The organism is Paractinoplanes bogorensis, assembly GCF_018829635.1.
Classification (GTDB): Bacteria; Actinomycetota; Actinomycetes; order Mycobacteriales; family Micromonosporaceae; genus Actinoplanes; species Actinoplanes bogorensis.
This window is the reverse complement of record NZ_JAHKKG010000013.1, coordinates 42,096-68,981: the sequence shown is the minus strand read 5'-3', so window position 1 is coordinate 68,981 and position 26,886 is coordinate 42,096. Positions and strand designations below refer to the sequence as shown.

Genomic DNA, 26,886 nt, shown 5'->3' with positions numbered 1-26,886 from the left:
TGAGGAGCGCGCACAACCATGGTTTCCAACCTTCTTGACCTTTCCGCGAACCCGGCCACGAAGGAGGCCATCGTCAAGGACGCCCAGGCGCTGGTCGAGTCGGAGCTCGCCAACAAGTCGGGCCTCTCGGCCGGTGCGGTGAAGCTTGCCTACAAGGCGATCACCTCGTTCGCCCCGGGTTACTACACCGAGACCCTGAACATCCTGGTGCCCTCGATGCTCGAGGCGCTGCAGCCGTTCTGGGGCGACTTCCAGACGGCCGGTGGCGGCTCGTTCGGCGACTACCTGGTCAAGCGCCAGGACGAGGTCACCCCGGCCCTGCTGAAGGTCACCGACGACATGGCCCACTCCTCGGAGAAGGCCGTCGTCGTCAAGGCCTACAACACCGTCCGCGGTGGCGCGTCGAAGCACATCGAGGCCGCCCTGCCGGCCCTCGGCACCCTGGTGGAGAAGTACGCCGCCTGATCGTCGCGAGTGCGGGGGCCGTTTCCGGCCCCCGCATCGTCACATGTGGACGGTCCGGTCGATCCCGATCGCGTCGAGGAACCTCTCGTCGTGGCTGACCACCACGAACGCTCCCCGATAGGCCGTCAGGGCCGCCTCCAGCTGGCCCACGCTGTCCAGGTCGAGGTTGTTGGTCGGCTCGTCCAGCAACAGCAACTGCGGGGCCGGCTCGGCGAACAGCACGCACGCGAGCGTCGCCCGCAGCCGCTCGCCGCCCGAGAGCACCCGCACCGGCAGATGCGCGCCGGCCTTGCGGAAGAGGAACCGGGCCAGCAGATTCATCCGCTCCGCGTCGGCCAGACCCGGCGCCGCCCGGGCCAGGTTCTCGGCCACGCTGCGGTCCTCGTCGAGCAGATCGAGGCGCTGCGACAGGTAGGCCACCTGCTTCCGGGCCCCGGACTCGATCATGCGCAGCAGCGTCGACTTGCCGGATCCGTTGCGTCCGAGCAGCGCGATCCGCTCCGGCCCCCGGATGATCAGGTCCCGGCCTTCGAAGACCACCTTTTCCCCGTACGCCGCACGAAGGTTCTCGCCCTCGAAGAGCGTGCGCCCGGCCGGCACCGCCGTCTGCGGCAGATCGATGACGATCCGGTCGTCCTGCCGGGCCGCCCAGCTCGCCTCGTCGTATTTCGCCTGCGCCTCGGCCACCCGCGACGCGTGCACCTCGCCGCCCCGCGCGGCCGACACCTGGGCGCTGTTCTTGAGGTTGCCGGCGTGGATGCGGGACAGTCCCGCGTCGCCGACGTTGCGGGCGGCCGTCGACATCCGGCGGGCCGAGCGCTCGCGGGCCTGCTGCATCTCCCGCTTCTGCCGCTTGAGGTCCTGCTCGGCGTTGCGCACCTGCCGATCGGCCACGTCCCTCTCATTCACGAGCGTTTCCTCGTACGCGGTGAAGTTGCCCCCGAACCACCGCAGCTCACCGTGGTCGAGCGCGGCGATCCGGTCCATCTCGTCGAGCAGTGCCCGGTCGTGGCTGACCACGACGAGGCACCCGGTGTAGTCCCGTAGCGCGCGGGTGAGCAGAGCACGGGCCACGGTGTCGAGGTTGTTGGTCGGCTCGTCGAGCAGCAGCACGTCGGGCCGCCGGAGCAGCTGGGCGGCCAGCCCGAGGGAGACGACCTGCCCGCCGCTGAGCGTGCCGAGCCGCCGGTCGAGCGACACGTCGCCCAGGCCGAGCCGGTCGAGCTCGGCCCGCGATCGTTCCTCGACGTCCCAGTCCGTGCCGACCACGGCGAAGTGCTCCTCGGCCGGATCACCCGACTCGATGGCGCGCAGCGCGGCCAGCGTGCGGTCGACGCCGAGCACCTCGGCCACGGTCTGGTCGCTCGCGAACGGCAGATGCTGCGGCAGATAGCCGAGCACGCCGTCCACGGTGACCGAGCCGCCGGTCGGGGTCAGCTCGCCGGTGATCAGGCGCAGCAGCGTGGTCTTGCCGGTGCCGTTGGCGGCCACGAGACCCGTACGCCCGGCCGGGAAGGACGCGGTGAGGCCGGCGAAGACCTGGTCTTCCGCGTAGGAAAAAGACAGATTTGTGCACACAAGCACGAGAAACTCCGCAAGGGCTGGAGGTGGCAGGACACGACAAGGTCGGCCGCGGCGTCACACGCCTGCGGCCGGTCCGGGGCATTCACCCGGAGATGTCGTCGTCACATGCCACGTAGCTCCCTCGCTCGGTTCGCTAGGCAGATTAGCTCGCGGCCCGCCGGAGCGCATGGAAATTAATGTCGCGCCGGTGCCGGAACCCCATCGCCAGGTAGAGCCGGATGGCGTTCTCGTTGAAACCGGCCGCGTGCAGGAACGGGATCTCGCCCCGCTCCCGGATGCCGGCCGCGACCGCCCGCACGAGCCGGTTGGCCAGCCCCTGCCCGCGATAGGCGGGGTCGGTGCAGACGGCGCTGATCTCGGACCAGCCCGGCGGCCGCACCCGCTCACCGGCCATCGCCACCAGCGCGCCGCCGCGCCGGATCCCGAGGTAGCCACCCAGCTCGTAGGTGCGCGGCCCGAACGGCCCGGGTTTGGTGCGCTCGACCAGATCCAGCATCTCCGGCACATCGGCCGCGCCGAGGCGCACCGCCTCGTCATCGTGGGCGCCGGCGAGATCCTCGCCCGTGAGCTGCACACCCTTACCGCCGCCGAGCAACTCCCAGCCCGCCGGCGTGGTGTCGGGCGCGGCCGGCATCAGCACGGTCTCGTCCGGCTCGACCAGCTCCGCGAGATCGGCCCAGGCCGCCGGGTCGCTGACGTCGTCGACGGCCACGAACGGGGACACGTCCGGCTGGTAGCGGGCGGCCTGACCGCGTACGAGGGAAAACGGTTTCTGATCGTGCCGGAGAGCCGACCACACGGGATTGTCGAGCACGCCTCTTTCCTACCGCTTCTCAGGGGCGCAACCCGGGTGGAGACCGGCGGGTGTGACCGGACGCACGATCCGGTCGACCCGGCAGCGCGCGGTCAGCGAAGCAGCAGGTGGACGTCGCCGAACTCGTGCCACAGATAGCGCTCGCGCAGCGCCTCGGCGTACGCGACCCGCAGCGTGGCCTCCCCCGCGACGGCCGTGAGCATCTTCAGGTGCGAGGCGCGCGGCTCGTGCAACCCGGTGAGCAGCCCGTCGACGGCCCGCAGGTGGTGATCCGGCTCGATGACCAGGTCGGTCCAGCCCTCGGCTGCTTGGATTGAGGACTCGAGCGCCCGCACCACAGTCGTCCCCACGGCGATGACCCGGTGGCCACTGGCACGGACGTATGGGATAAGCGAAGCGGTCGACGCGGGCACCTGGAACCACTCGGGATAGGGCGGCTCGTCCACCTCGGCCGAGGCCACGCCGGTGTGCAGGGTGATCGGCGCGACCAGCACGCCCCGGCCGGCCAGCGCGGCCAGCACCGCCCCGGTCAGCGGACGGCCCGCGCTGGGCATCTCGGCACTGCCGGGCTCGGTGGCGTACGAGTTCTGGTACGTCTCGATCGGCCAGTCGCGGTCGGTGTAGCTGTAGCGGATCGGCCGGCCGTGCTTCTGCAGATAGCTGACCCGGTCGCCGGGCACGTCGGCCAGCGCCACCCACAGTCGTGACGTGTAGGGGCGCAGGAGCGTGATCTCGCCGTCCGGCACGCGCAGTCGCAGCCCCGTGCGGGCGTCCGCGTTGCGGAGCTCCACCAGCCACGAGCCGTCGACCTGTTCGGTCGACACATGCACCCGCACGCCGCCCTGACTGAGAAGCGCCGCGGGCAGCGTGGCCGAGTTGTTCACCACGAGCAGGTCGCCGGGGTCGAGCAGGTGCGGCAGCTCGGGGAAACGGTGATGGCTGACCGAGGTCCCCCGGCTCACCATCAGCCGTACGCCGTCGCGGGCCGCCGCCGGTTCTCTCGCCTCGAGGGCGGGTGGCAGTTCGAAGGTCACCGTCATCGCGTCGCCACGTACCTTCCCGAGTCCGGGCGCTCGTCGAGCAGGTTCAGGAAGAACGGCACCACGGTCTCCGGGAGCGGGCGGTCCGAGATGTCCTCGCCCGGGAACGCCTCCTGCTGCAGACGGGTCCGCAGGTCACCGGGGTCGACGGCCCACACCCGCAGCCCGGGTTCCTCCTTGGCCAGCACCGCGCTCGCGTGGTCGAGGGCGGCCTTGGCGGCGCCGTAACCACCCCAGCCCGCGTACGCCTCCACCGCCGCGTCCGAGCTCAGGTTGAGCACCGCACCCCGCTCCGAGCGGCGCAACTGCGGCAGCACGAGCTGGGTCAGCGCGATCGGGGCGAGCACGTTGACCTCGAACGTCTCCAGCAACGCGGGCAGCGGGAAGTCGCCCAGTGCGGGCGGCGGGCTGCCGCCCAGGGTGGACGCGTTGTTGACGAGCAGGTCGGCCCCGCCCAGCTTGTCGGCGGCCGCGGCCAGTTCGGCCCGATGGTCGTCGTCCACCACGTCACCCGCGATCGCGATCACGTCCGTTCTCAGTTCCTTCGCGACGGCGTCGAGGTCTTTTCCCGTACGGGCGTTGATGACGAGCTTCCATCCGCGCTCGGCGAGTCCACGGGCGAGGGCGGCGCCAAGCCCCTGGGAGGCTCCGGTGATCACTGCTGTCTGTGTCATGCCTCGACCCTGCTCGGCTTTGTCCTCGCGAGCCTCGGGCCGCGGTCGCGATCGTGGTCGGACCTTGGTCCTAGGACCGTTCTCTCACCGGTGGCCGCTGGCTATGGTGGGCCCGTGGATGACCTGCGCACGGCCCGTCGCTTGTCGGCCGCGGTGCTGGCGGTGAGCAACCAGCTCACCGTCCCCGAGGTGCTGCAGACCATCGTCGACACCGCCCGCGAACTGGCCGCGGCCGAGTACGCCGCGCTCGGCGTCCCCGACGACAACGGCTCGTTCGCGCAGTTCCTCGTCTCCGGCGTCTCGGCCGACCAGCAGGCGGCGATCGGCCCGCTCCCCCGCCAGCACGGCTTCCTGGCCGTGATGCTGCGCGAACCCGAGGCCCAGCGCCTCGACGACATCCGGGCCGACCCGCGGTTCGCCTGGTGGCCGGCCGCCCACCCGCAGCTCAAGGCGTTCCTCGGCGTGCCCGTGACCAGCGGCGACGAGATCCTCGGGGCGCTCTACCTGGCCAACAAGCCGGGCGGCTTCACCGACGAGGACGAGGAGCTCGTACGCGTCCTGGCCGCACACGCCGCGATCGCCCTGACCCACGCCCGCCTGTACGCCCGCAACCGCGAGCTGACCATCGCCGAGGAGCGGGCCCGGATCGCCCACGACCTGCACGACGCCGTGGCCCAGCGGCTGTTCGGACTGCGGCTCACCGCGCAGGCGGCCGACCTGCTGATCGACCGCGACCCGGCCGCGGCCCGGGCCCGGCTGGGCGAGGTGTCGACGCTGGCCCGCGAGGCCGCCGAGGAGCTGCACGCGGCCGTGCTCGAGTTGCGCCCGGCCCGCCTGGAGGAGGACGGCCTGGCCGACACCCTGTGCAAGCAGGTGCGGATCCTCGACCGGGCGTCCGGCCCCGACGGCCCGCGGCTGGTCTGCCTCGGCGGCGACATCCCGGATCTGCCGCCGGCCCAGCAGACCGTGGTTCTCCGGGTGGCGCAGGAGGCGCTGCACAACGCCATCCGTCATTCCGGCGCGGCGACCATCACCGTCCTGTTGCAGGGGACCACGCTGGAGATCACCGACGACGGCGACGGTTTCGACGTGGGCGCCACCATCAAGGCCGGCCGTAGCCTGGGACTGCGCTCGATGCGCGACCGGGCCTGCTCGGTGCGCGGCCACGTCACCATCACGTCGTCGCCCGGCGGCACCCGGGTGCGGCTGGAGGTGCCCGGTGCCGGCTGAGATTCGCGTGCTGATCGTCGACGACCATCCCGCCGTACGCCGTGGCCTGCGCACCTTCCTCGAACTGGCCGGCGACCTGGTGGTGACCGGCGAGGCGGCCGACGGCCCGTCCGCGCTCGACCTGATCGAGCAGACCGCGCCCGACGTGGTGCTGCTCGACATGGTGCTGCCCGGCATGGACGGCGTCGAGGTGCTGCAGGAGATGCGCCGCCGGTCGCTGCCCGCGCGCGTCCTGGTCGTCACCAGCTTCACCGACCGGGCGCGGCTCGTCCCGGCCGTGCGGGCGGGCGCCCGCGGCTACCTGTCCAAAGACGTCGACCCCAACGCCCTGGTCGCCGCGGTCCGCTCGGTACACGCAGGCCACCTGCTGCTCGAACCGGAGGTGGCCGCCACTCTGCTCGGCACCCCGGCCTGCGGCCCGGCGCTGACCGCCCGCGAACGCGACGTCCTGGCCCTGATCGCCGACGGCCGCTCCAACCGCGAGATCGCGCGGGCCCTGGTGGTGGCCGAGAAGACGGTCAAGACGCACGTGTCGAGCATCCTGATGAAGCTCGGGCTGGCCGACCGTACGCAAGCCGCCCTGCACGCCGTCCGCACCGGGTTGGTCCCCGGCAATCACCAGTGATGCGGGGCCGATGGACTAGTCTGCTGCGTTTATGGCGGAGTTCATCGACGCGGACCTCAGCGGCTCCCGGTTCGTCCGGAGCGATCTGTCCGGGGTCGTCATGCGCGCGGTCGAGATCCAGGGTGCCGACATCGACGCGCCGTGGCTGTTCGACGGCGACAGCTTCCTGCGGATCAACGGCGTCGACGTCATCCCGCTGGTCGAGGCCGAACTCAACCGCCGCTTCCCCGGGCGCGCCGAGCGGCGGGCGACCGACCCGGACGGATTGCGTACGGCGTGGGCCGCACTCGAACGCACCTGGGCGGCCACGCTGTCCCGGGTCGAGGCGATGCCGCCCGGCACGACCGACATCTCGGTGGACGGCGAGTGGTCGTTCGCCGAGACGCTGCGACACCTGGTCATGGCCACCGACACGTGGCTGCGCCGGGCGATCCAGGAGGTCGATCAGCCCTACCACCCGCTCGGCGTCCCCAACGCCGAGTACGAGACCGACGGCCACGACATGACGGTCTGGGCGACCGGCCAGCCGTCCTTCGCCGAGGTGCTCGAGGTCCGCGCCGGGCGGGTCGCCATGGTGCGCGACTTCCTGGCCACGGTGACCGCCGGCGAGCTGACCGCGACCCGGCGCAACCCGTGGGCACCCGACTATCCGGAGACCGTTCTCAGCTGCCTGCACACGATCCTGCAGGAGGAGTGGGAACACCTTCGTTACGCCGTACGGGATCTGGACCGCATCCGCTGACGGATCGAGGTCAGACACGAGCGCCGGGGCCGGAACGCCTCCTACGTTGCTGGTTTTCCACACCACGGGGAGACGCACCATGGATCGAGAAGTGATCGAGCGCCCGGAGGCGGCACGGCTCACCAGCATTCCCAAGGACTTCCACAGCGGAGCGGTCGCCGTGTTCGACCGGCAGTTCTGGAGCTACGCCGAGTCGGTCAACGTGCGAAAGAAGTTCCGGTCGGCGTCGGTCATCAAGCTGCTGATCGCGATCGAGTATCTGCGGCACGCGAAGTACGAGAAGTCGCCGGCGACGCTGGGCCGGCTGCGTGACATGCTCGCCCTGAGTCACGACGGTCACGCCAGTGATTTCTGGCGGAGGATCGGCCGGCAGGCGGCTCTGCCCGGGCTCAAGTCCCTGATGGGCCTCAAGGACATCAGTCTCGACCCGACGCATGACACGCCGTGGTGGGGCTACACCATCGTCAGCGCCTACGACATCGTGCAGATCTACCGGTACCTCGAGGATCAGATGCACATCGGCTGGCGGGTCTGGATCCGCGCGGCGATGGCGAGCGCCCCGACGATCGCCGCCGACGGCTTCGACCAGAGCTTCGGGATCCCGGACGCGTTCCAGGGGAAGTGGCCGATCAAACAGGGTTGGATGGGCAAGTCGAAACTCAGTGACCTGCCGAAGCCCCCGCCCCGGGACGTCGACTTCGTCCACCGCACCCTGCACACGACCGGCCTGGTCGGACCGGCCAACCGCAACATCGTCGTCGTCCTGACCGTGCACAAGGACACCACCGGGTCCGTCACCGCGGCCGGACTGGTGACGAAGCTGACCCGGTCGCTCACCGTGCCGGGAGCGATCCGCCGCTGAGGTGGACCGTTGATCCGGCGCCCGCCCGTGCGGGCGGGCGCCGGGTCACGGCTCTACCACCGCAGGAAGTTGTCCTGGGTCTGGGCGTTGAACGTGTCCGCCCGGAAGTGCTTGGCGATCGCCGTGCGGATGTCCTTCAGCTCCAGCACGTCGACACCCTTGGTGATGTCGTTCGAGTAGATGTAGCCGTTGTACCAGTAGGCCGACCAGGAACCGCCGCCCGTCAGCTGGTCGAGCGACAGCGGGCCGCGCTCCCAGAAGGCGATCTCCTTGGGCTTGCGGGAGTCGGTGAAGTCCCACACCGAGATGCCGCCGAGGTACCAGGCCTGCACCATGATGTCGCGGCCGGGCACCGGGATCAGCGACCCGTTGTGGGCCACGCACACCTCGGTGTCGGCGTTGTAGCGCGGGATCTTGTAGTAGCTGCGGAACGCCAGCTTGGCCTTCTTGCCCTTGCCGACGATGTCGTAGATGGCGTCGGCGCCGCGGTTCGGGCCGATGTCGGCGTTGCAGGTGGCCGCGCCGCCGCCGCCGAGCTCGTCGGTGAAGACGATCTTGTTGCCGCTGTTGTTGAACGTGGCCGAGTGCCAGAACGCGAAGTTGACCTCGTCGCGGACCGTGGTGATGACCTTCGGCTTGGCCCGGTTCGAGATGTCGAACAGCACGCCGTCACCCATGCAGGCACCGGCCGCGATGTCCTTCTCGGCGTAGACCGTGATGTCGTGGCAGCCCGTCGTCGGGGTCTTGCCGGGCGCGCCCGGGAAACCGCCGTCGGGGAAGACCACCGGCGCCGAGTCGACCGTGGCGGCCGCCGGGTTGCGCACCGGCACCTTGACGATCGAGATCTTGTCGTGCGGCAGGGCGCAGTTGGGCTGGTCGGCGCCGGCCAGGTTGTACGACGACACGTACAGGTAGACGTTCTTGTCGCCGCGCTTGCCCGGCACCAGCGTCTGGGTGTGCGAGCCGCAGTCGGTCTTGACCGACTTGAGGTACTTGGGCGTCAGCGGGTCGCTGATGTCGAAGATCTTGATGCCTTCCCAGCGGTCGCCGGGCACGTCGGCCGTCGACGCCGCGTTGTCGCAGGTGTCGTTGGTCCGCTGCGAGTCGGTGCCGAGGAAGAGCAGGTGGCCGGTGACCGAGATGTCGTTCTGCGAGCCCGGGCACAGCACCTGGGCCGCGACCTTGGGCTCCTTCGGCTTGCTGATGTCGTAGACGTAGAAGCCGTTGTAATTTCCGCCGTACGCGTATTTGCCCTGGAACGCCCAGTCCGTATTGGTCGCCGTGAGAGCGCCGGACTTGTCCAGATGAGCGACCTGCTTGAGGTTCGGGCTGCTGACGATCTCGTCGACACCCGGTATGGTGCCCGGGTCGGCCGGCGCTTTCGCCGCGCTGCTGGTCGGGGCCGTCATCAACGTGACGACCAGGGCGAGCGACCCGGCGGCGGCCAGGCGCTTCAGCATCCGCCCTCGTGGGGCAAGGTGCTTCATAAGGCTCCCTCCGTTGACGCACCGGCGGCGAGGTGGCGCGCACGATGCGTATTCACCTTTGTCGCTACAGTAGTGGCCGGGAACGGATCCGGGAACATCACGGATGATCTATACGGGAGGCGTGTTGGGCCGGGTTAGGACATCGACGCTGGTCGCCGCCGCGGTCGTCCTGGCCGGAGCCGTGACCGTGGCGATAGCGGCCCGCATGGGCGGCGGCGATTCGGCGGCCGCGCCGCGCCCGAGTGCGAGCGCCGGCCCACCCGTCCGCGTCGTACTGCCCGGCGCCCCCGGAGACGATGCCGTCGTGACGGACTCCGATCAGGTCAAGGCGCCCGACGGCTCGACCTACAACGGCGTCGACACCGCGTTCGTCCAGATGATGATCGTGCACCACGAGCAGGCCATCACGATGGCGAAACTGGCACCGGGGCGCGCGGAGAACGACAAGCTGGCCGCGCTGGCCGACCGGATCGCGGCCGCCCAGCCGTACGAGATCAACTTCTTCCGGGCCTGGCTCAAGGAGCGCGGGCTGCCCGAGACCGACCCGGGCCACGACCATGCCGGCATGGCGGGCATGCAGTCCGAGGCGGACATGAGCGCCCTGGCCGCGGCCACCGGCAGCACGTTCGACGCCCGGTTCGCCGCCATGATGACCGCGCACCACCAGGGCGCTCTGCAGATGGCGGGCGACGTGCTCAAGGGCGGCAACGACGAGAAACTGCGCGAGGTGGCCAACGAGATGGCCGTCGAACAGGGCAGTGAGATCCGGCGCCTGCAACAAGTGACTGCCGGGTAACATCTCGGCATGCGTACGGCATTGACCGATCTGCTCGGCGTCGAGCACCCCATCGTCGGCTTCAACCGATCGCCGGCCGTGGTCGCCGCGGTCACCAACGCGGGCGGATTCGGGGTGCTCGCGGCCTCCGTCTACGGCGCCGACGAACTCGACGCCCAGCTCACCTGGATCGAGGAGCAGACCGGCGGGAAGCCGTACGGCGTCGATCTGCTGGTGCCCGAGAAGTTCGTGCCCGGTGACCCGGCCGACCTGGTGGCCAGCATGCGGGCGCAGATCCCCGAGGAGCATCTGGCCTTCGTGCGCGGCCTGCTCGAGAAGTACGACATCCCGCCCGCCCCGACCGTCGACCACCAGCACATCGCGGCCTCGCTGACCACGCCGGGCGCGGTGGCCCTGCTCGACGTCGCGTTCAAGCACCGCATCTCGCTGATCGCCAGCGCGCTCGGTGCCCCGCCGCGCGAGCTGGTCGAGCGGGCGAAGGCCCAGGGCGTGGTCACGGCGGCGCTGGTCGGGCAGGCCAAGCACGCCGAGCGGCAGATCGCGGCCGGGGTCGACGTGCTGGTCGCGCAGGGCACCGAGGCGGGCGGGCACACCGGCACGATCGCCACCATGGTGCTCACCCCCGAGATCGTCGACATCGCGGGCGACCGGCCGGTGCTGGCCGCCGGGGGCATCGCCGACGGGCGGCAGATGGCGGCGGCGCTCGCGCTCGGAGCGGCCGGAGTCTGGTGCGGCTCGGTGTGGCTGTCGAGCTCCGAAGACGTGGCGGTCGCGGCCATCAAAACCAAATTCCTCACCGCGAGCAGTGCCGATACGTTGCGCTCGCCGACGCGTACCGGAAAACCGGCCCGGCAGCTGCGGACGGCGTGGCACGACGAGTGGGACGCCGAGGGCAGCCCGAAGCCGTTGCCGCTGCCCCTGCAGCCGATGCTGGTCGACGACGCCTGGCAGCGCATCGACGCTGCCGCCGAGGCCGGGCACGAGGGCGCGCTCAAGCTGGAGTCGTTCTTCGTCGGGCAGGTCGTCGGCTCGTTCCGCGACATCCGCCCGGCCGGCGAGATCACCCGGCAGATGGCCGCCGCCTGCGAGCAGCGCATCCGTGAGCTGTCGGGGCGTCTCTGAGATGCCTTCTTCCCGTACGCCCGTGGTCGTGGGCGTCGGTGAGGTGTCGGAACGGATCGGCGAGCCGGGCTACTCTCGCCGCTCCCCCGTCGACCTCGCCGCCGACGCCGCCCGCCTGGCCCTCGCCGACGCCGGCGTGACCGCGTCCGACGTCGACACAGTGGCGTGTGTGCCTCAGTTCGAGATCTCGCTGCCGTGGGCCACCCCGCTGCTCGGCGCCTCGGACAACCTGCCCCGCTCGGTCGCCACGAGGATCGGGGCCGACCCGCGCCGGGCCGTGCTCGAGACCGGCGGCGGGCAGGCCCCACAGCATCTGGTCAACGAGTTCGCCGCCACGATCGCGGCCGGTGGCGCCGACGTGGTGCTGCTGGCCGGTTCCGAGGCCATCTCGACGATCGGGTTCTACGCCGGCCGCGACGACCGGCCGGACTTCGCCGAGAGCCCCGGCGGCTCCCTCGAGAGGCGTCCGAGCGGCCTCGACGGGATCGTGTCGATGCAGCACGTCGCGCACGGGCTCTCCGACACCCCGTCGCAGTACGCGCTCATCGACAATGCGCGGCGGGCCCGGCGGAAGATGTCGCGGGACGAATATGCGTCGGCAATCGGGTACCTTTTCGAACCGTTCACCGCCGTGGCCGCCGCGAATCCGCACGCGGCCGCGCCGGTTTTCCGCGACGCCGCCGATCTGATGACACCGACCGCGGCGAACCGCCCGATCGCCGACCCGTACACGCGCTATGTGGTGGCCCGGGACAAGGTGAATCAGGGCGCCGCGGTGCTGCTGATGTCGGTGGAATCGGCGCGGCGTCTCGGCGTACCGGAAGAGAAATGGGTCTATCTGGCCGGGCACGCCGATCTGCGCGAGCGGATGATGGCCGAGCGCGCGGATTACGACCGTTCGCCCGCCGCGGAACGGGCCGCGCAGCACGCGCTCGAGCTCGCCGGAATCGCATCGGAGCAGGTGTCCGCGTTTGATCTGTACAGCTGTTTCGCGGCGCCGGTCTTCATCGTGGCCGACGCCCTGGAGATCGCTCCGGACGACCCCCGCGGACTGACCGTGACCGGTGGGCTGCCGTTCTTCGGCGGGCCGGGCAACAACTACACGATGCACGCGATCGCCTCGACGGTCGTCCGGATGCGCGCGGCCCCGGGGACTTTCGGTTTTGTCGGGGCCAACGGCGGCATCATGAGCAAACATTCGACGGGCGTTTACACCACGATTCCGTACGAGTTCCAGCCGTCGGACAGTGCGCGGATCCAAACTGAGCTGGACGCGATTCCCGCGCCGGACGAGGCGGTCACCGCGGACGGCCGGGCGGTCGTCGAGACGTACACGGTCAAGCATCTGCGGGGCGGAGAGCGGGAAGGCATCGTGCTCGGCCGGCTCGACGACAGCGGCCGCCGTTTCGTGGCCCGGGCCGACGCGATTCTCGACCTGCTCACCGACGGCGATCCGGTCGGCGAATCGGTGACCGTCCGCTCCACAGCCGACGGAAACGTCATCGCCTGAGCTGATCCACAGAACTCAGCGGACGCTCAGACGGAACATCGCAGACTCATCGGCATCGATAGGCACGCCGAACGGGGGACGCGATGGGAACGCTGAGCAGAAGAGCCGTACTGGCCGGAGCCATGGGAGTGGCGGCGACCGTCACCCTCCCGGTTCCCATCGCGTCGGCGGCGGTGCCCAAGTTGCGGTTACGCCTGCCCGCACCACGCGGGCGCTACCCGGTCGGCAGCACCGATCTGCACCTGGTCGACCGCTCGCGCCCCGACCCGTACGTGACCACGCAGCCCTACCGCGAACTGATGGTCAACCTGACCTACCCGGCCCGGTCCTCCGACGGCGCCCGCGCGTCGTGGCTGACGCCGGGCTGGGCGACCCAGGCCGACGAGACGTTCGCCTTCGTCACCGCGCCCCAGGCGGCCAACCTGGTCGACTGGGCCGGCACCCGCTCGTACGCCCGGCGGGACGTCGCGGCCCGGCCCGGTCGCTGGCCGGTGCTGGTCTATCAGCTCGGGCACTGGGGCTCGCACAGCACGAACCGTGCCGAGATCGAAGACCTGGCCAGTCGCGGCTACGTGGTCGCGAGCTTCGAGCCCACGTACGAGACCCCGGTGGTGTTCCCGGGCGGCCGGCTGGTCCCCGCAAACGCGGCCGCGTTCCCGCCCAACCAGGACCAGTACAGCGACGAGTTCCTCGCCTATCTGCGGCACATCTACGCGGCGCGTACGGCGGACTCGGTCTTCATGCTCGACGAGCTGGCCCGCCGTCGCCTGCCCGGTGGGCTGCGAGTCGACCTGGGACGGGTGGGCGCGTTCAGCGGCATCTCCGGCGCCGGCCTGATGACGCTGACCCTGATGGAGGCGGACCGGCGGGTGCGGGCCGGCATCGTCGGTGACACCGCGGTGGGCTTCAAGACCCGCGACGGCGGGGCGATCCCGCTGCATCAGGTTTCGCTGACCCGGCCGGTGCTCGCGATCCGGCCGACCAGCGAGTTCGCCACCCCGAACCCGATGTGGGACGAGCAGTGGAGGGCCCTGCGCGGCTGGCGGCGCGAGCTCGAGCTGGTCGGCGCCGGGATCGGCTGGTGCAGCGACCTGCAGACGGTGATGCCGCAGGTGCGCCGGGGCCTGGACCTGCCCGCCGACGCCCACGTCTCCTACCTGGGCACGATCGACCCGGACGCCGCGGTGACGGCCACCCGGGCCTACCAGGCGGCGTTCTTCGACCACCACCTGCGGGGGCGTCCCGCCACGCCGTCGTCGCCGATGGTCCGCCGGCGCCGGGGGCTTTAGGCGGATCGCAAGCCGATTGCAAGCGGGTCCGGTGATGGTTCCTCCCGAGAAACTTCACGGAGGAGAAATCGCATGTCCCGCTTGCTCGGCCGGCTCGGAGGAGCGGCCGCCGCCCACCCGTGGCGCGTCATCGGCGCCTGGATCGTCGCGCTGGTCGCCCTCACCGGCCTGTCCCTGACGTTCGGCGGCACCCCGCAGGACGACTACGACATTCCCGGCACCTCGTCTCAGGCCGGCACCGAGTTCCTGCGCGAGCACCTGCCCGCCATGTCCGGCACCGAGGCCCGCGTCGTCGTGCATTCGGACCGGCCGATCGACCCGGCCGCGCTGGACTCCTTGCAGGACCGGCTGTCCCGGCTCGACGGTGACGCCGCGGTGACGCCGCCACGCATGTCGGCCGACCGGGACACCGCGCTCGTCGGCGTGCAGTACGACGTCCCGGTCACCGACTTCCACGGCACCGAGGGGGTCGACGCGCTCAAGACCGCCGTCGCGCCGCTGGAACAGGCCGGCTTCCAGGTCGAACTGGGTGGTCAGGTGCCCGAGAACGTGCAGGCGCCCAGCGGCACGGCCGAGGCGGTCGGCATCCTGGCCGCACTGCTGATCCTGGGGTTCGCGCTGCGCTCGGTGGTCGCGGCCGGGCTGCCGATCGGCGTCGCCGTGGCCGGGCTGGCGGCCGCCGGGGCCTGCATCACCCTGCTGGCACGGGTCACCGACGTCAGCGGCATCGCGCCGACCATCGCCACGATGGTGGGTCTGGGCGTCGGCATCGACTACGCATTGCTGCTGGTCGCCCGGCACGTCGAGGGGCTGCGGGCGGGTCTGTCCCCGATCGAGGCGGCGGCCCACGCCAACGCCACGGCGGGTGCGTCGGTCGTGGTGGCCGGGCTGACCGTGCTGGTGTCGCTGTTCGGGCTCAGGTTGTCCACGCTGCCGATGTACTCGTCGTTCGGCTATGCGACCTTCTTCGCCGTCATCGCGGTGATGGCGGCCGCGCTCACGCTCGTTCCCGCTCTGTGTGGACTGGCCGGGCACCGGGTGCTCCCCGGCCGACAGCGCCGGCCCGCCGAGATCGACGGGAAGCCTGCCCCCGCAACGCCGGTCCACCTGCAGCCCGCTCTCACCGCACGCTGGGCGGCCCGGGTCGGCCGCCGACCGGTGCTCGCGACGGTCGGGGCGCTGATCGTCCTCGCTGTGCTGACCGCGCCGATGCTCGGCATGCGCACCTGGCCGCAGGACGCGGGCAGCCAGCCCGAATCGAACACCACCCGCCAGGCGTACGACCTGGTGGCCGAGGAGTTCGGGCCCGGCGCCAACGGGCCACTCATCCTGGCCGTCGACCGCACCAAGGTGGCGGACCTCGGGGCGGTGACTTCCTCCGTACGGGAAATGCCTGGGGTTGCCTTGGTGGCCCAGCCGATCGTCGAAGGGGACGCGGCGGTCATCGTCGTCGAACCGACCACCGGACCACAGGACGAGGCGACCACCGAACTGCTGCAGCGGGTGCGGGCCGGCGTGCCCGACGGTGTGCTGGTGACCGGTCTGGTGGCCGTGTTCGCCGACATCTCCGACCGGCTGGCCGAGCGACTGTGGATCGTCGTCGTGTTCGTGGTGGCGGTGTCGCTCGTGCTGCTGACCGTGCTGTTCCGGGCGCCCGTGGTCGCCGTGAAGGCAGCACTCATGAATCTGCTCTCGGTCGGAGCGGCGTACGGCGTCCTGACCCTGATCTTCCAGAACGACGTGACCGCCCGGCTGGTCGGGCTGCCGCATGCGGTGGCGGTGTCCAGCTGGGTGCCGGTGCTGCTGTTCACGGTGCTGTTCGGGCTGTCCATGGACTACGAGGTGTTCCTGCTGTCCCGGGTCCGCGAGGACTGGCTGCGCACCGGCGACGCGCACGGCAGCGTGATCCGCGGGCTGTCGGCCAGCGGCCGGGTGATCAGCAGCGCCGCCGCCATCATGGTGGCCGTGTTCACCGGGTTCGCCCTGGACCCGGACGTGACGGTCAAGATGATCGGCCTCGGCATGGCGACCGCGGTGCTGATCGACGCCACGGTCATCCGGATGGTGCTGGTGCCGGCCACGATGCTGCTGCTGGGCCGGTACAACTGGTGGACGCCGTTCACCTTCACCGGAACCAGGGCTGCGACCGGGAACGCCACCAGTACAGAACAGTCCTGTCCTCCGGCCACGGTCGCAACGGCACACCCCGAGGCTCGAAGCGCGTAAGTATCGCGGGTCTCGCGGACACTTCCTGGTGTGAGCGACGACGACGAGCACCGGTTCGTGCGGCTGTGGCGCGAGTGTGCGCCCCGGGTGCTGGCCTACGCCCGCCGCCACGTCGACCCGGAGACGGCTCAGGACGTGGTGGCCGAGACGTTCCTGGTGGCGTGGCGGCGGGCCGGCCGCGTGCCCGCCGACCCGCTGCCGTGGCTGCTGGTCGTGGCCCGCAACACGATCGCCAACATGCGGCGGTCGGGGCTGCGGCAGGAGCGGCTCGCCGGGCAGCTGGAACTGGTGGCCGCTCCGGCCGAGCCGGCCGACGTTCTGGCCACCGAACGCGCCGATGTGCTCGACCGGCTGGCCGCTCTCACCGCGCGGGAACGGGAGGCGCTGCTGCTCGTGGCCTGGGACGGGCTGACCGCCGCGCAGGCCGCCAAGGTCGCGGGGTGCAGTCTTCCCGCTTTCCACGTACGCCTGTTCCGCGCCCGCAAACGCCTGACCGAACCCGTGGAGGTGCTCGATGAAGCGGCGAACCGAAGCATGGACCGTGCTCGAGAAGATCAGGCCCGTGCCGTCCGAGCCGTCCGAGGACGCGCTGCACCGGATCCTGAGTAGTCCGCGGGCGGCTCGACGGCGTACGGGAAAACGGTTTGTCGTCTCGATCGCCCTCGCCGCCGGGATCCTGGCGTCGGGCGCGGCGGCCACCGGACTGCTGCCGCGAGAGCTCACGAACGCGCTCTCGTTCTGGGGGGACGACGCCCGGACGGCGCAACGGGTGGCGCAGGAACCGGGACCGGACGGACGGGTGCTGTCGGTGTGGCGCAGCCGGGACGACGGCGGCGACGTGTGCATCGCGCCGATGTTCGAGGGGCCGGGACCGCTCGACCGGCCCGCGCCCCGGGACTTCTCGCTCGCCGGCGGCCAGTGCACTCAGCCGGGCGCACCGGTCGAGCCGTTCGGCAACGTCGGCGGGTCGAGCGACGGGAACGGCGTGCACACCATGTGGATCACGGCCGGGGACGCCGTACGGGCGGAACTCCGGTCGTCCGACGGCAGCACGCGGGCGGCTCTGAAAGCGGTCGACCTGTTCTTCGTCTGGTACCGCGGCGGCCCGGCGACCGTCGTCGGCTTCGACGCTTCCGGGGCCGAGATCGGCCGCACGACCCTGCCCGACCTCGGCCGTTAGCGCCGACCCGTGCTGAGATCGAGGATGCAGACGGCGTTCCCGTACGGGTCCTCGAGCACCGCGCCCCGCCCGACCGGCACCTCGAACGGCGGGGTGCGGACCGTGCAGCCCTCCCGTTCGAACTCGGCCACGGCGGCCGGCACGTCGTCGACCAGGTAGTGGACGGTGGCGTCGTCGGGCAGGTCCATGGTGTGCAGCACGATCTCGGCGTCGGTCTCGGGCAGGCCCATACCGACCGCCGTCTCGTCCGACCACAGGCGGCTCAGTCCGAAGGCCCGGGCATAGAAGGCCGCCGCCTCGTCCAGGGCGTCGACCCGCACCATCACGCAGTCGATTTTCCGCAGCATCCGCCGACGATAGCGGTACCGTCGCGGGATGGTGGATCTTGAGATGCTGCAGGACAAACCGCACCGCAACGTGGTCCGCATCGGCGACACGGTGCGCCGGCCGTTGCAGCCGTGGTCCGCTTCCGTGCACGAGCTGCTGCTTCATCTGGAGAAGATCGGTTTCCCGTACGCACCCAGAGTGCTCGGCGTCGACGAAGAAGGACGCGAAGTACTCACCTACGTCGAAGGCGAGTCGGGGGCCGACGGGTGGGCCAAAGTGGTCGACGAGCGGGGGCTGGCCGCGATGGCCCGGCTGCTCCGGGACTATCACGATGCCGTGCGGGACTTCCGGCCGGTCGCCGCGGCCGGCTGGGCCGGGGGCGCGGCTTCGGATTCGGCTTCGGACGGGCTCGTTTGTCACGGGGACTTCGGGCCGTGGAATCTCGTCTGGCACGGCCTCGAGCCGGTCAGCATCATCGATTGGGACTATGCATGGCCGGCCCGGCCGATGCACGACGTGGCCTATGCGCTGGAGTACGTGGCCCCGTTCCGCGACGACGCCACCTGTCTCCAATGGCTGGCCTATCCCTCCCCGCCGGACCGTCGGCGCCGCGCGGAAGTGTTCGCCGAGGCATACGGGCTCTCCGGGCTGGACGGTCCGGGTGGCTCCGGCCTTGACGGCTCGGCATTGGTGGACGAGGTGATCGGTCAGCAGGAGGCGGTGTGGGAGCGGGCCCGGCGGCTGGCCGCGCAGGGCATGCAACCACAGGCCGAGTGGCAGGAGAGCGGCTTCCTCGACCGGACGGCCGAGCGGATCCGATGGAGTCGCGACAACCGGGATCTGTTCGCGCCGGTGTGAGTGGGGGCCGCCGCTCCCCAGGGCGGCCCCCACGTTCTCATCGCTCCCGGCTCTCAGAGGCGGAAACCGGCGCGGCGGCCGCCGACCTCTACGGTGTAGGCGCCCCTGGCCGTCTTCCAGGTGCCCGACCAGTACTGCAGCAGGTGCAGGTCGGCCAGGTCGGTTCGGCTGAGCGAGAGGTCGACCGTCCGGCTCTGACCCGGAGCGAGCGTGACCCGCTGGAAGGCGGCCAGCCGCTTCGAGGGCTCGCCGGTCGAGCCGGGCAGCGTCACGTAGGCCTGCGCCACCTCGGTGCCGGTCCGGCGGCCGGTGTTGGTCAGGCGCACCTTGATCGTGACCTCGCCCCGCGACGCCGCGACGCGCAGGTCCGAATACCTGAACGTGGTGTACGACAACCCGTGGCCGAAGGCGAAGAGCGGCTCGATGCCCTGATTCTCGTACCAGCGGTAACCGACCTTGAGGCCCTCGTTGTAGTCGACCTGCCGGATGCCGTCGCGCACCACGCCCGGATACTGCGCGGCGCTGCCCGCGGTGGGCGTGTCGGCCAGCGACTTCGGGAACGTCATCGGCAGCTTGCCCGACGGGTTGGCGTCACCGAACAGCAGCGACGCGATCGCCGGGCCCATCTGCTCGCCGCCGTACCAGGTCTCGAGCACGGCCGGCACCTGCGACAGCCAGGGCATCTCGACCGCGCTGCCGGTCTGCAGCACCACCACCGTACGGGGATTGGCCGCGGCCACGGCGGCGACCAGCGCGTCGCCGTTGCCCTGCAGCTTGAGGTCGGTCAGGTCGGCGAACTCGCCCATCCGTACGTAGGCGAACACCACTGCCACGTCGGCGGACCTCGCGGCCGCCGCGGCCGCGGTCACATCGCTGCCGTTGTCGAACGTGACGGTTGCGCGGTTCTTGGCCGCTCTTGCGCGAATGCTCGTCTCCGGTGACACCAGGTCTTCGCACTGCAGCGTGGTCGGATTCCCGAACCGCCACGGCAGACTGCACACCGATTGCGCGCTGACGCCGTTGGTCGGGGTGCTCGACGCGGTCGCCCCGATGACCGCGATCTGATCGCCGGTGCGCGGATCGAGCGGCAGCAGCCCGTTGTTCTTGAGCAGCACCGCACCCTGCTCGGCGGTCGTCCGGGCGATCGCTTTGTGCGCGCTGGTGGACGCATCGGCGACCGGCGTGGCCGGCAGTGCGCGATCGAACAATCCGCCGCGGATGTACGAGCGGACCACCCGGAACGCCGCCGCGTCGATCTGCCGCTGCGTGATCTGACCGGCCGCCAGGGCCGCGTCGAGCCGGGCCGGCGTGAACCAGATCGGCCGGTTGAGCTCCTGGTCGAGCCCGTTGACCAGGCTGGGCGCGGTCGAGTGGACCGACCCGAAATCGCTCATCACATAGCCGTCGAAGCCGATGTCGTCCTTGAGCACGTTGGTCAGACGCGCATTCTCACAGGCATACACGTGATTGATCTGGTTGTACGAGCACATGACGCTCTCCGGCTGACCGCGCTTGACGGCGATCTCGAACGGCAGGTCGTACCATTCGCGCAACGTCCGCTCATCCGCGTTGGACGAACTCGTCTGCCGGTCGAGTTCCTGCTCGTTGGCGACATAGTGTTTGAGCGTCGCGAGCACCGGCCGGCTCTGGATCCCGCGCGCACCGGCCGCGGCCAGCATGCCGGTCAGCAGCGGGTCCTCACCCAGATACTCCGGGGTGCGGCCCGACAGCGGCGTCCGGCCACCGGCCAGTCCCGGGGCGAGCAGCACATTCTTGCCCTTGTCGAACGCCTCGGATGCCTGCGCCGCCCCCTTGGCGTAAGCGAGCGACTCGTTGAACGTCGCCGCCGTCGCGATCGTGGCCGGGAACGCGGTGACCCCCGGGGTGAACCGCACCCCGTCCGGACCGTCCGAATAGACCACGGTCGGGGTGCACGGCAGTTGCGCGGGATAGACGACGCCGTCGGCCCAGGTCGTCTGCTGCGGACTGTTGGCCGGCTGCTCGACCAGCCACCGGTACTTCTGGTGCGCCGAACTGGCGGCCAGCAGCGCCCGGGCCCGCTGCTCGGGCGACTTGCGGGTGTCCATCCACGGGTAGCCGCGGCATTCGGCCGCGGTCGGAGTTGGCTGGTCGAGGGCCGCGGCGGCCGGGGACGGTGCGGCGGCGATGGCTATCGGGGCGAGCAGGGCGAGAACGAGGGCCCGTTTCATCGTGCTCCTCTCGGCGTGATTGATACGTTTCAGGCGGTGGCGACGGGCCGGTGCGGGCGTGCGGCATCGAGGCCGTCGCGAAACGACCGGGATCCGGGCTGTTTCCATCGAGTGGCGGAGATGTTTCCGCCCTTGGTCCACATCCTGCGATCGCAGTGACGGTCATCGCTAGGACGAGATGGACGCGGACTAGCACAGAACACACTCGGTCGGCGGCCGGCCTCCGCGCGCTGCCCTCCTCGCCGCGCCGCCCTTCCTCGCCGCGCTGCCCTTGCACGCCGCGCTGCCCCTCCTCGCCGCGCTGCCCTTGCACGCCGCGCCGCCCTTGCACGCCGCGCTGCCCCTCCTCGCCGCGCCGCCCTTCCACGCCGCGCCGCCCTTCCACGCCGCGCCGCCCTTCCACGCCGCGCCGCCCTACCTCGCCGCGCTGCCCTTCCTCGCCGCGCGCTGCCGGGGGCAGATCGGCGATCACCATGACCGCCTGACGCGCCGCCTAGCGCAGCGGGAACTCCTGGCCTCGCTCCGACTCGGGGCGCGGGCCCAGGATGCGGCGGTCGGACTCGGTGATGGCCAGGTCGTTGATGCTGGCCTCGCGACGGCGCATCAGGCCGCTCTCGTCGAACTCCCACAGCTCGTTGCCGTAGCTGCGCCACCACTGGCCGGTGGCGTCGCGGGACTCGTACTGGAAACGGACCGCGATGTGGTCGCCGGTGAACGACCACAGGTTCTTGCGCAGCGCGTAGTCGAGCTCGCGCTCCCACTTGGCGGTCAGGAAGCGGACGATCTCGGCGCGGCCGGTGACGAACGTGTCGCGGTTACGCCAGACCGAATCCTCCGTGTAGGCCAGCGACACCCGCTCGGGGTCGCGGGTGTTCCAGGCGTCCTCGGCGGCCTGCACCTTCTGGCGAGCGGTCTCGAGGCTGAACGGCGGGAACGGCGGTCGTCCGGTCATGAGCGCACGCTACCGGCCGCGCGCCCCACCCGGCCACGAACGCACGCCACCAGCCGCGCACCCACCCGGCCACGAACGCACGCTGGCGGCCGGGCGGGCGGATCCGGCGGGCGGGCGGATGGCCGGTGCACTAGCGTGGACGCCGAGGTGAGGGCGTGAGTCTGGAAAAGGTGATCTTCGGCTTCTTCGTCCTGCTGGCCGCGACCCTCAACTTCGGGTTCTTCATCGGAGATCTCTCCGACCCGGCCCTGCACAACGAATACGAGCTGTTCGCCGCCGTGGTGGTCAATCTGATCGCGACGGTGCTGAAGTTCGGGGACCGCACGCAGATCGGCGCGGTGCATCTGGCGACCAGCCTGGTGGCCGACCTGCAGCTGATCGCGGCCACGCTGACCTGGGTCTACGCGACCCAGATCTCGACCGCGGGCATGACGCCGGAGGCCACCGCGAGCGTCGTCTCGCTGTCCGGCGGGGCGCTGCTGGCCAACCTGGTCTCGGTCGCGCTGCTGGTGATCGAGACGACGACGTTCCACCGGCGATGAGACGCCGGACGCGTATCGCCCGCCCCTCCGAGGGCTCCCCCACCGTGTTCCTGGTGCTGCGGCGGATGCGCGCGCCGCTCATCGTGCTGATCCTGATCTTCGGGATCAGCGTGTTCGGGCTGACCCTGATCCCGGGGCAGGACGCGGAGGGTCATCCCGTACGGATGGGGTTCTTCGACGCGTTCTATTTCATGAGCTACACCGCCACGACCATCGGGTACGGCGAGATCCCGCACCCGTTCACCGGCGCTCAGCGGCTCTGGGTCACGGCGACCATCTACCTCACGGTGATCGGGTGGGCCTACGCCATCGGCTCGCTGCTGGCCACCCTGCGCGACCGCGCGTTCCGCGACGCGATCGCGCTGCGCCGGTTCACCGGGACGGTCCGGCGCCTGCGCGAGCCGTTCCTGCTGGTCGTCGGCTATGGGCAGACGGGTCAGCTGCTCGGCCACGCCCTCGACGACCTGGGCCGGCGCATGGTGGTCGTCGACAACACGCCCGAGCACGTCGACACCCTCGACATCGATCCCTACCACTCCGACATCCCGGGCCTGGTCGCCGACGGCCGCAACCCGCACCACCTGGGCGTGGCCGGGCTCGAGCACCCGAGCTGCGAGGGTGTGGTCGCGCTGACCGACGACGACGAGGTCAACCTGATCGTGGCGATGACCGTCGCGCTCATCCGGCCCGGGCTGCCGGTGATCGCGCGGACCGTATCGCCCGCGATCGAGCACCGCATGCACGCGTTCGGCTCGCCGACCGTGGTCAACCCGTTCGACCGGTACGGCGACTACCTGCGCATCGCCCTCCACGCCCCCTCGTCGTACCTGCTCAGCTCGTGGCTCGTGCGCGGCGAGGGCGCCGAGATGCCGGCGCCGGGGCGACCACCGGCCGCGGGACGCTGGGTGGTCTGCGGTTTCGGGCGGTTCGGCACCAAGCTGGTCGAAGATCTGTCCGAGGACGGGCTGGACGTCACCGTGATCGACCCGTCCCCGCCGCCCGTCGACGAGCGGCCGGCCGGGGTGACGGTGATCGAGGGCGACGCCTCCGAGCCGTCCGTGCTGGCCGGGGCCGACCTGGCCGGCGCGGCCGGGTTCGTGGCCGGCACCGGCAACGACGCCACCAATCTGTCGCTGGTCGCGGCGGCCCGGACGGCCAACCCGTCGCTGTTCATCGGCGCCCGGCAGAACCGGCCGGCCAACGCGCCCCTGTTCGGCGCCATGGAGATCGACTGGCTGCTGGTGCCGAGCGAGATGGCCGCCCGTGAGATCTACGCCCGGCTCAGTACGCCCCTGCTGTGGCGCTTCCTGCAGGAGATGCCGCAGCTCGGCGACGAGTGGGCCGTGCACACGCTGGCCAAGATGCGCGCCTACTGCGGCATGCGGCTGGGTCCGACCTGGAAGGTCACACTGACCGACCGCGAGGCCCCCGGGATGCGGCCCTGGCTGCACCGGGGCGTACGGATCGGCGACCTGTTACGCACCCCGCACGACCGGACCAAGCGGCTGGACGCCGTGCCGCTGATGCTGCTGCGCGGCGACGAGACGGTGCTCGGCCCGGACGACGACGTGACCCTGTCGGCCGGCGATCAGCTGCTGCTGGTCGGCCGGGGCAAGTCACGGCGCGCGCTGATCGAGACGCTCACCAACCGGGTCGTGGCCGAATACGTCCTCACCGGACGCGAGGTGCCAGTGGGCTGGATAGCACAGCGGGTGACCGGACGGATACCCACTTCCGCGGAATCGGCCGGGCGTTCGTCGGACGACGCCTAGCCAAACGGACAAAAACCCTCGTGCAAGCGCACGTGCACGTGCAGATGCGCTTGTGCAGATGCAATGGACAGCGCAGGATGGACGCCAGCGTTCCAGATTGACCGGTCCGCTTCAAGACCTGCCCCTCCCGCGGCCACAGGCCGCCCAGCCCCGCGAGGTGAGATGACCATCGAAAGCAGACCCGCGGGCACCATCTGGACCTTCGCCGAGGAGGACTACCGCTTCGGCGCGGGCCCGTTGCGGATCCGCATCGAGCGCGTGCTGGCGAGCGCCCCGCTGCAGCACGACGGCGACCTCTGGTACGAGGTGGAGGGCGTCGAGATGAGCGACCAGGGCCAGGTGGTCGGCCCGAGGCGGGTCACCGTACGGGCGTCGCGCCTGCCTACGGCCCGCCGCCACTGACGGTTGATCAACCGGTGACGAAGATGGCTACCTCGTCGTGGGTGACGCGCTCGTCCCAGCGGGAAAGAACCTTGCGCGCGTCCTCGGCGACGACCGCGAACTCGTAGTCGTCACCGGCGAAGAGCCGGATCGCGTCCACATCGGTGAAGAACGTGATCGACGTGAACCGCACCTCGTCGCCGCTCTGATGCCGGAGCAGGCGGGCGCCCCGGAACCCGTCGATGCCGCGCAGTTCGGTCGCGACCACGGTGGCGTAGTGGCGCTGGTAGTCGTCCGCGTGCGATGCCGTGGTCCAGCCCCGCCAGGTCCGCGCGATCATGACTCGCCCCCCTTGGTCCGGCCTCCAACACTGCCGTCCGGGCGCTCAGTTGTCGAGCACGATGTCGGGGAAGTGTTTGCGGATCACCTCGGCCGCCGCGCGCATCTCCTCGGCGGCAGCGCGCTGGTGCTTGCGGTCGACACCGCCGGGGCCGCGCTGGTGCCGGGCGGACAGGTCGTCGTAGACGCGGGCCTGCTCCTCGAGGATGCTCAGGGCCGTCCACAGCCCTTCCTCGATCTTGTCCTGCTGAGCGGCCAGCAGCGTGAGCGGCGACCAGATGTGCCCGATGTGGCAGGTGTAGTGAACAGCCCGGCCGGTGACGACGGCGTTCATGCCGCCGGTGCAGTCGGGACAGCTCAGCGCGGCCGGGTGCCCGGGCTGCCGACCGGCCGGGATGAGCGTGTTGTTCTCGGCCATCTCGGTCTCGGCGATCAGATCGCGGTCCGGTGTGGATCCGGCCGGCTCCGGGCGTTCGGACACCAGCTTCTCGATTCGGTGGGCCAGGTCGGCCGCGGGCAGCCGCTCGGCGTGCGGGACGACGGCCAGGGCCGCCGACGGCATCCCGGGATGCGGGGCCTCCCCGGGATCCTGCACGAGGCACGCCCCACCGGCGGCGTCGACCGCCGCCAGGCCGACGGCACCGTCGTCCAGGTTGCCGGACAGGAGCACGGCGACGGTGTGCGGGCCGCGCCACCGGGCCGCGCTGCGGAACAACGCGTCGATCGAGGGGCGGGCCCGGTTCTGGCGCGGAGCGCCGCTGAGCAGCATCTGCCCGTCGCGGACGAGCAGGTGACGGCCGGGCACGGCGACGTGGATGCGGCTGGGGTGCAGCTCCGCCCCGTGCTCGGCGGGGGCGGCGGGAAGCGGGCCGCTGCGGTCGAGAATCGAGGCCAGGCTGCTCGCGCCGCGCTCGGGAACGTGCAGGACGACCAGGACCGCGGCCGCCAGGTCGGCGGGCAGACCGGCGACCACGCTCCGCATCGCCTCGACCGAGCCGGCCGAGCCACCCAGCACCACGAGCTCGCGAGTCATATCTACCGATTCCCCCGCGAACAGCACGACAAACCGGGTCGCACGGCCTGGGTGACCACCGGGAACATCCCGGTCTGGCGCTACGGCCTCAGCCACTCACGCAGCGTGCGTGAGCCTCGGGTTCGGTGCCGGTGCGGTTGCCGGGGCCGACGTGGCGTACGGGAAAAGGGTCTTGATCTTGCGGGCCAGAAGCGGAACGACACCGAGGCAGGTGGCACCGATGGCGGTGAGGACGAGGCCGAGACCGCCGGTGGCGTCGGCGCCCGCGGTGAGCAGGCCGACGCTCGCGAACGCGCCGATCCACAGTGCGGTGCCGAGGCCGGACCAGAGGACGAAGCGGCCGAACGGCATGCGGACGACGCCGGCCATGATCGGAACGACGGCGTGGATGACGGCGACGAAGCGGACGGCGACCAGCGCGGGCGCGCCCCGATCGCGCAGGTAGGTCTCGGCCCGGTGGAAGCGCTCAGGGCCGATCCGGCGGCCGAGGCGGGTGCCGCGCAACCGGGGGCCGAACGCGCGCCCGATCGCATAGCCGCAGATCTGCCCGGTCAGCGCGCCGGCCGTGCCCACCACCAGCACGGCCGCGAAACCGGCGGGGCCGTCGGGCAGCGAGCCGGCCAGCATGACGACCGACTCGCCGGGCACGAGCAGGCCGGCCAGGAACGTCATCTCGACGGCGGCGCTGAGGAACGTGAAGATCAGGACCGCCCCCCGGTCGAGAGTGGACAGCCAGTCGACGAAGGCGGTGGCGGCGTTCATCAGGTCGGCGAGCACAGGTTCAGCCTTCCCTTCCGGTGCTCGCCGAACCATCCGGCACCACCCC

General features: G+C 71.0%; 27 protein-coding genes. 16 read left to right on the top strand and 11 right to left on the bottom strand.

The genetic code is table 11. From position 1 onward, the window contains the following. The first annotated feature begins 18 nt into the window (after window positions 1-18). Window positions 19-465: a DUF6918 family protein gene (locus KOI35_RS36055; RefSeq protein ID WP_215793187.1), complete on the top strand. Its 447-nt coding sequence runs from the start codon at window positions 19-21 to the stop codon at window positions 463-465. Between the two features lie 39 nt (window positions 466-504). Here the strand turns inward: KOI35_RS36055 and KOI35_RS36050 are convergent, their stop codons facing one another. From KOI35_RS36050 to KOI35_RS36035, 4 genes are all read right to left on the bottom strand, one after another. Then, window positions 505-2,049 (bottom strand): ABC-F family ATP-binding cassette domain-containing protein, encoded by a 1,545-nt coding sequence (locus KOI35_RS36050; RefSeq protein WP_215793186.1) that lies wholly within the window; start codon window positions 2,047-2,049, stop codon window positions 505-507. 142 nt (window positions 2,050-2,191) lie between these two features. Then, window positions 2,192-2,863 (bottom strand): GNAT family N-acetyltransferase, encoded by a 672-nt coding sequence (locus KOI35_RS36045; protein ID WP_215793185.1) that lies wholly within the window; start codon window positions 2,861-2,863, stop codon window positions 2,192-2,194. Between the two features lie 92 nt (window positions 2,864-2,955). Further along, a complete protein-coding gene (locus tag KOI35_RS36040) occupies window positions 2,956-3,903 on the bottom strand; it encodes an S-adenosylmethionine:tRNA ribosyltransferase-isomerase (RefSeq protein WP_215793184.1) in 948 nt (315 codons plus the stop codon). Beyond that, on the bottom strand, window positions 3,900-4,577 hold the full coding sequence (locus tag KOI35_RS36035) for an SDR family NAD(P)-dependent oxidoreductase (RefSeq protein ID WP_246614335.1): 678 nt from the start codon (window positions 4,575-4,577) through the stop codon (window positions 3,900-3,902). The genes KOI35_RS36040 and KOI35_RS36035 overlap by 4 nt, the downstream gene beginning before the upstream one ends. 114 nt (window positions 4,578-4,691) lie before the next feature. On the opposite strand from KOI35_RS36035, the gene KOI35_RS36030 reads away from it, so the two are divergent. The 4 genes from KOI35_RS36030 to KOI35_RS36015 all read left to right on the top strand — a co-directional run bounded on the left by KOI35_RS36030 (window position 4,692) and on the right by KOI35_RS36015 (window position 8,036). Beyond that, the gene (locus KOI35_RS36030) at window positions 4,692-5,807 is read left to right on the top strand and encodes a GAF domain-containing sensor histidine kinase (protein ID WP_215793183.1); all 1,116 of its coding nucleotides are present in this window, start codon (window positions 4,692-4,694) and stop codon (window positions 5,805-5,807) included. Beyond that, window positions 5,797-6,432 carry a response regulator gene (locus KOI35_RS36025; protein ID WP_308121300.1) on the top strand — a complete coding sequence of 212 codons (636 nt, stop codon included), beginning with the start codon at window positions 5,797-5,799 and terminating at the stop codon, window positions 6,430-6,432. The genes KOI35_RS36030 and KOI35_RS36025 overlap by 11 nt, the downstream gene beginning before the upstream one ends. 31 nt (window positions 6,433-6,463) lie before the next feature. Further along, window positions 6,464-7,174: a DinB family protein gene (locus tag KOI35_RS36020; RefSeq protein ID WP_215793442.1), complete on the top strand. Its 711-nt coding sequence runs from the start codon at window positions 6,464-6,466 to the stop codon at window positions 7,172-7,174. Between the two features lie 79 nt (window positions 7,175-7,253). Beyond that, window positions 7,254-8,036: a hypothetical protein gene (locus KOI35_RS36015; protein WP_215793182.1), complete on the top strand. Its 783-nt coding sequence runs from the start codon at window positions 7,254-7,256 to the stop codon at window positions 8,034-8,036. Between the two features lie 53 nt (window positions 8,037-8,089). On the opposite strand, the gene KOI35_RS36010 is transcribed toward KOI35_RS36015, so the two are convergent. After that, window positions 8,090-9,496: an LVIVD repeat-containing protein gene (locus KOI35_RS36010; protein WP_215793181.1), complete on the bottom strand. Its 1,407-nt coding sequence runs from the start codon at window positions 9,494-9,496 to the stop codon at window positions 8,090-8,092. A gap of 130 nt (window positions 9,497-9,626) precedes the next feature. Here KOI35_RS36010 and KOI35_RS36005 point away from each other — a divergent pair, with 130 nt between their 5' ends. The 7 genes from KOI35_RS36005 to KOI35_RS35975 all read left to right on the top strand — a co-directional run bounded on the left by KOI35_RS36005 (window position 9,627) and on the right by KOI35_RS35975 (window position 17,646). Beyond that, window positions 9,627-10,319 (top strand): DUF305 domain-containing protein, encoded by a 693-nt coding sequence (locus tag KOI35_RS36005; protein WP_215793180.1) that lies wholly within the window; start codon window positions 9,627-9,629, stop codon window positions 10,317-10,319. A gap of 9 nt (window positions 10,320-10,328) precedes the next feature. Further along, entirely contained in the window at window positions 10,329-11,441 is a 1,113-nt protein-coding gene (locus KOI35_RS36000) for an NAD(P)H-dependent flavin oxidoreductase (RefSeq protein WP_215793179.1), read from the top strand. Window position 11,442: 1 nt separating this feature from the next. After that, the gene (locus tag KOI35_RS35995; RefSeq protein ID WP_215793178.1) at window positions 11,443-12,951 is read left to right on the top strand and encodes a TLP1 C-terminal extension domain-containing protein; all 1,509 of its coding nucleotides are present in this window, start codon (window positions 11,443-11,445) and stop codon (window positions 12,949-12,951) included. Between the two features lie 83 nt (window positions 12,952-13,034). After that, window positions 13,035-14,240 carry an alpha/beta hydrolase gene (locus KOI35_RS35990; protein ID WP_215793177.1) on the top strand — a complete coding sequence of 402 codons (1,206 nt, stop codon included), beginning with the start codon at window positions 13,035-13,037 and terminating at the stop codon, window positions 14,238-14,240. A gap of 72 nt (window positions 14,241-14,312) precedes the next feature. Beyond that, a complete protein-coding gene (locus tag KOI35_RS35985) occupies window positions 14,313-16,466 on the top strand; it encodes an MMPL family transporter (RefSeq protein WP_215793176.1) in 2,154 nt (717 codons plus the stop codon). A gap of 30 nt (window positions 16,467-16,496) precedes the next feature. Beyond that, window positions 16,497-17,075 (top strand): RNA polymerase sigma factor, encoded by a 579-nt coding sequence (locus KOI35_RS35980; RefSeq protein ID WP_215793175.1) that lies wholly within the window; start codon window positions 16,497-16,499, stop codon window positions 17,073-17,075. Beyond that, window positions 17,008-17,646, top strand: a complete 639-nt coding sequence (locus tag KOI35_RS35975; RefSeq protein ID WP_215793174.1) for a hypothetical protein — start codon at window positions 17,008-17,010, stop codon at window positions 17,644-17,646. The genes KOI35_RS35980 and KOI35_RS35975 overlap by 68 nt, the downstream gene beginning before the upstream one ends. Here the strand turns inward: KOI35_RS35975 and KOI35_RS35970 are convergent. Then, window positions 17,643-17,993, bottom strand: a complete 351-nt coding sequence (locus KOI35_RS35970; protein WP_215793173.1) for a VOC family protein — start codon at window positions 17,991-17,993, stop codon at window positions 17,643-17,645. The genes KOI35_RS35975 and KOI35_RS35970 overlap by 4 nt on opposite strands. 28 nt (window positions 17,994-18,021) lie before the next feature. Here KOI35_RS35970 and KOI35_RS35965 point away from each other — a divergent pair, with 28 nt between their 5' ends. After that, entirely contained in the window at window positions 18,022-18,831 is an 810-nt protein-coding gene (locus KOI35_RS35965) for an aminoglycoside phosphotransferase family protein (protein ID WP_215793172.1), read from the top strand. Window positions 18,832-18,884: 53 nt separating this feature from the next. Here KOI35_RS35965 and KOI35_RS35960 read toward each other — a convergent pair whose 3' ends face one another. Together KOI35_RS35960 and KOI35_RS35955 are read right to left on the bottom strand one after the other, a co-directional pair. Next, complete coding sequence (locus tag KOI35_RS35960) at window positions 18,885-21,041, bottom strand: beta-glucosidase (protein ID WP_215793171.1); 2,157 nt, start codon at window positions 21,039-21,041, stop codon at window positions 18,885-18,887. Window positions 21,042-21,534: 493 nt separating this feature from the next. Next, the gene (locus KOI35_RS35955) at window positions 21,535-21,993 is read right to left on the bottom strand and encodes a nuclear transport factor 2 family protein (RefSeq protein WP_215793170.1); all 459 of its coding nucleotides are present in this window, start codon (window positions 21,991-21,993) and stop codon (window positions 21,535-21,537) included. Between the two features lie 155 nt (window positions 21,994-22,148). Between KOI35_RS35955 and KOI35_RS35950 the strand changes: the two genes are divergently transcribed. The 3 genes from KOI35_RS35950 (at window position 22,149) to KOI35_RS35940 (ending at window position 24,709) form a co-directional block, all read left to right on the top strand. Then, entirely contained in the window at window positions 22,149-22,535 is a 387-nt protein-coding gene (locus KOI35_RS35950; RefSeq protein WP_215793169.1) for a DUF6394 family protein, read from the top strand. Next, complete coding sequence (locus tag KOI35_RS35945) at window positions 22,532-24,307, top strand: potassium channel family protein (protein WP_215793168.1); 1,776 nt, start codon at window positions 22,532-22,534, stop codon at window positions 24,305-24,307. Before KOI35_RS35950 ends, KOI35_RS35945 begins: the two co-directional genes overlap by 4 nt. Window positions 24,308-24,469: 162 nt before the next feature. Next, on the top strand, window positions 24,470-24,709 hold the full coding sequence (locus KOI35_RS35940) for a hypothetical protein (RefSeq protein ID WP_215793167.1): 240 nt from the start codon (window positions 24,470-24,472) through the stop codon (window positions 24,707-24,709). A gap of 7 nt (window positions 24,710-24,716) precedes the next feature. Here the strand turns inward: KOI35_RS35940 and KOI35_RS35935 are convergent, their stop codons facing one another. The 3 genes from KOI35_RS35935 to KOI35_RS35925 all read right to left on the bottom strand — a co-directional run bounded on the left by KOI35_RS35935 (window position 24,717) and on the right by KOI35_RS35925 (window position 26,837). Beyond that, window positions 24,717-25,028, bottom strand: a complete 312-nt coding sequence (locus KOI35_RS35935) for an antibiotic biosynthesis monooxygenase (protein ID WP_215793166.1) — start codon at window positions 25,026-25,028, stop codon at window positions 24,717-24,719. A gap of 45 nt (window positions 25,029-25,073) precedes the next feature. Continuing rightward, window positions 25,074-26,060, bottom strand: coding sequence for a chemotaxis protein CheB (locus tag KOI35_RS35930; RefSeq protein WP_215793165.1), 987 nt, complete (start codon window positions 26,058-26,060; stop codon window positions 25,074-25,076). Between the two features lie 96 nt (window positions 26,061-26,156). Then, the gene (locus KOI35_RS35925; protein ID WP_215793164.1) at window positions 26,157-26,837 is read right to left on the bottom strand and encodes a DedA family protein; all 681 of its coding nucleotides are present in this window, start codon (window positions 26,835-26,837) and stop codon (window positions 26,157-26,159) included. Window positions 26,838-26,886: the final 49 nt, after the last annotated feature.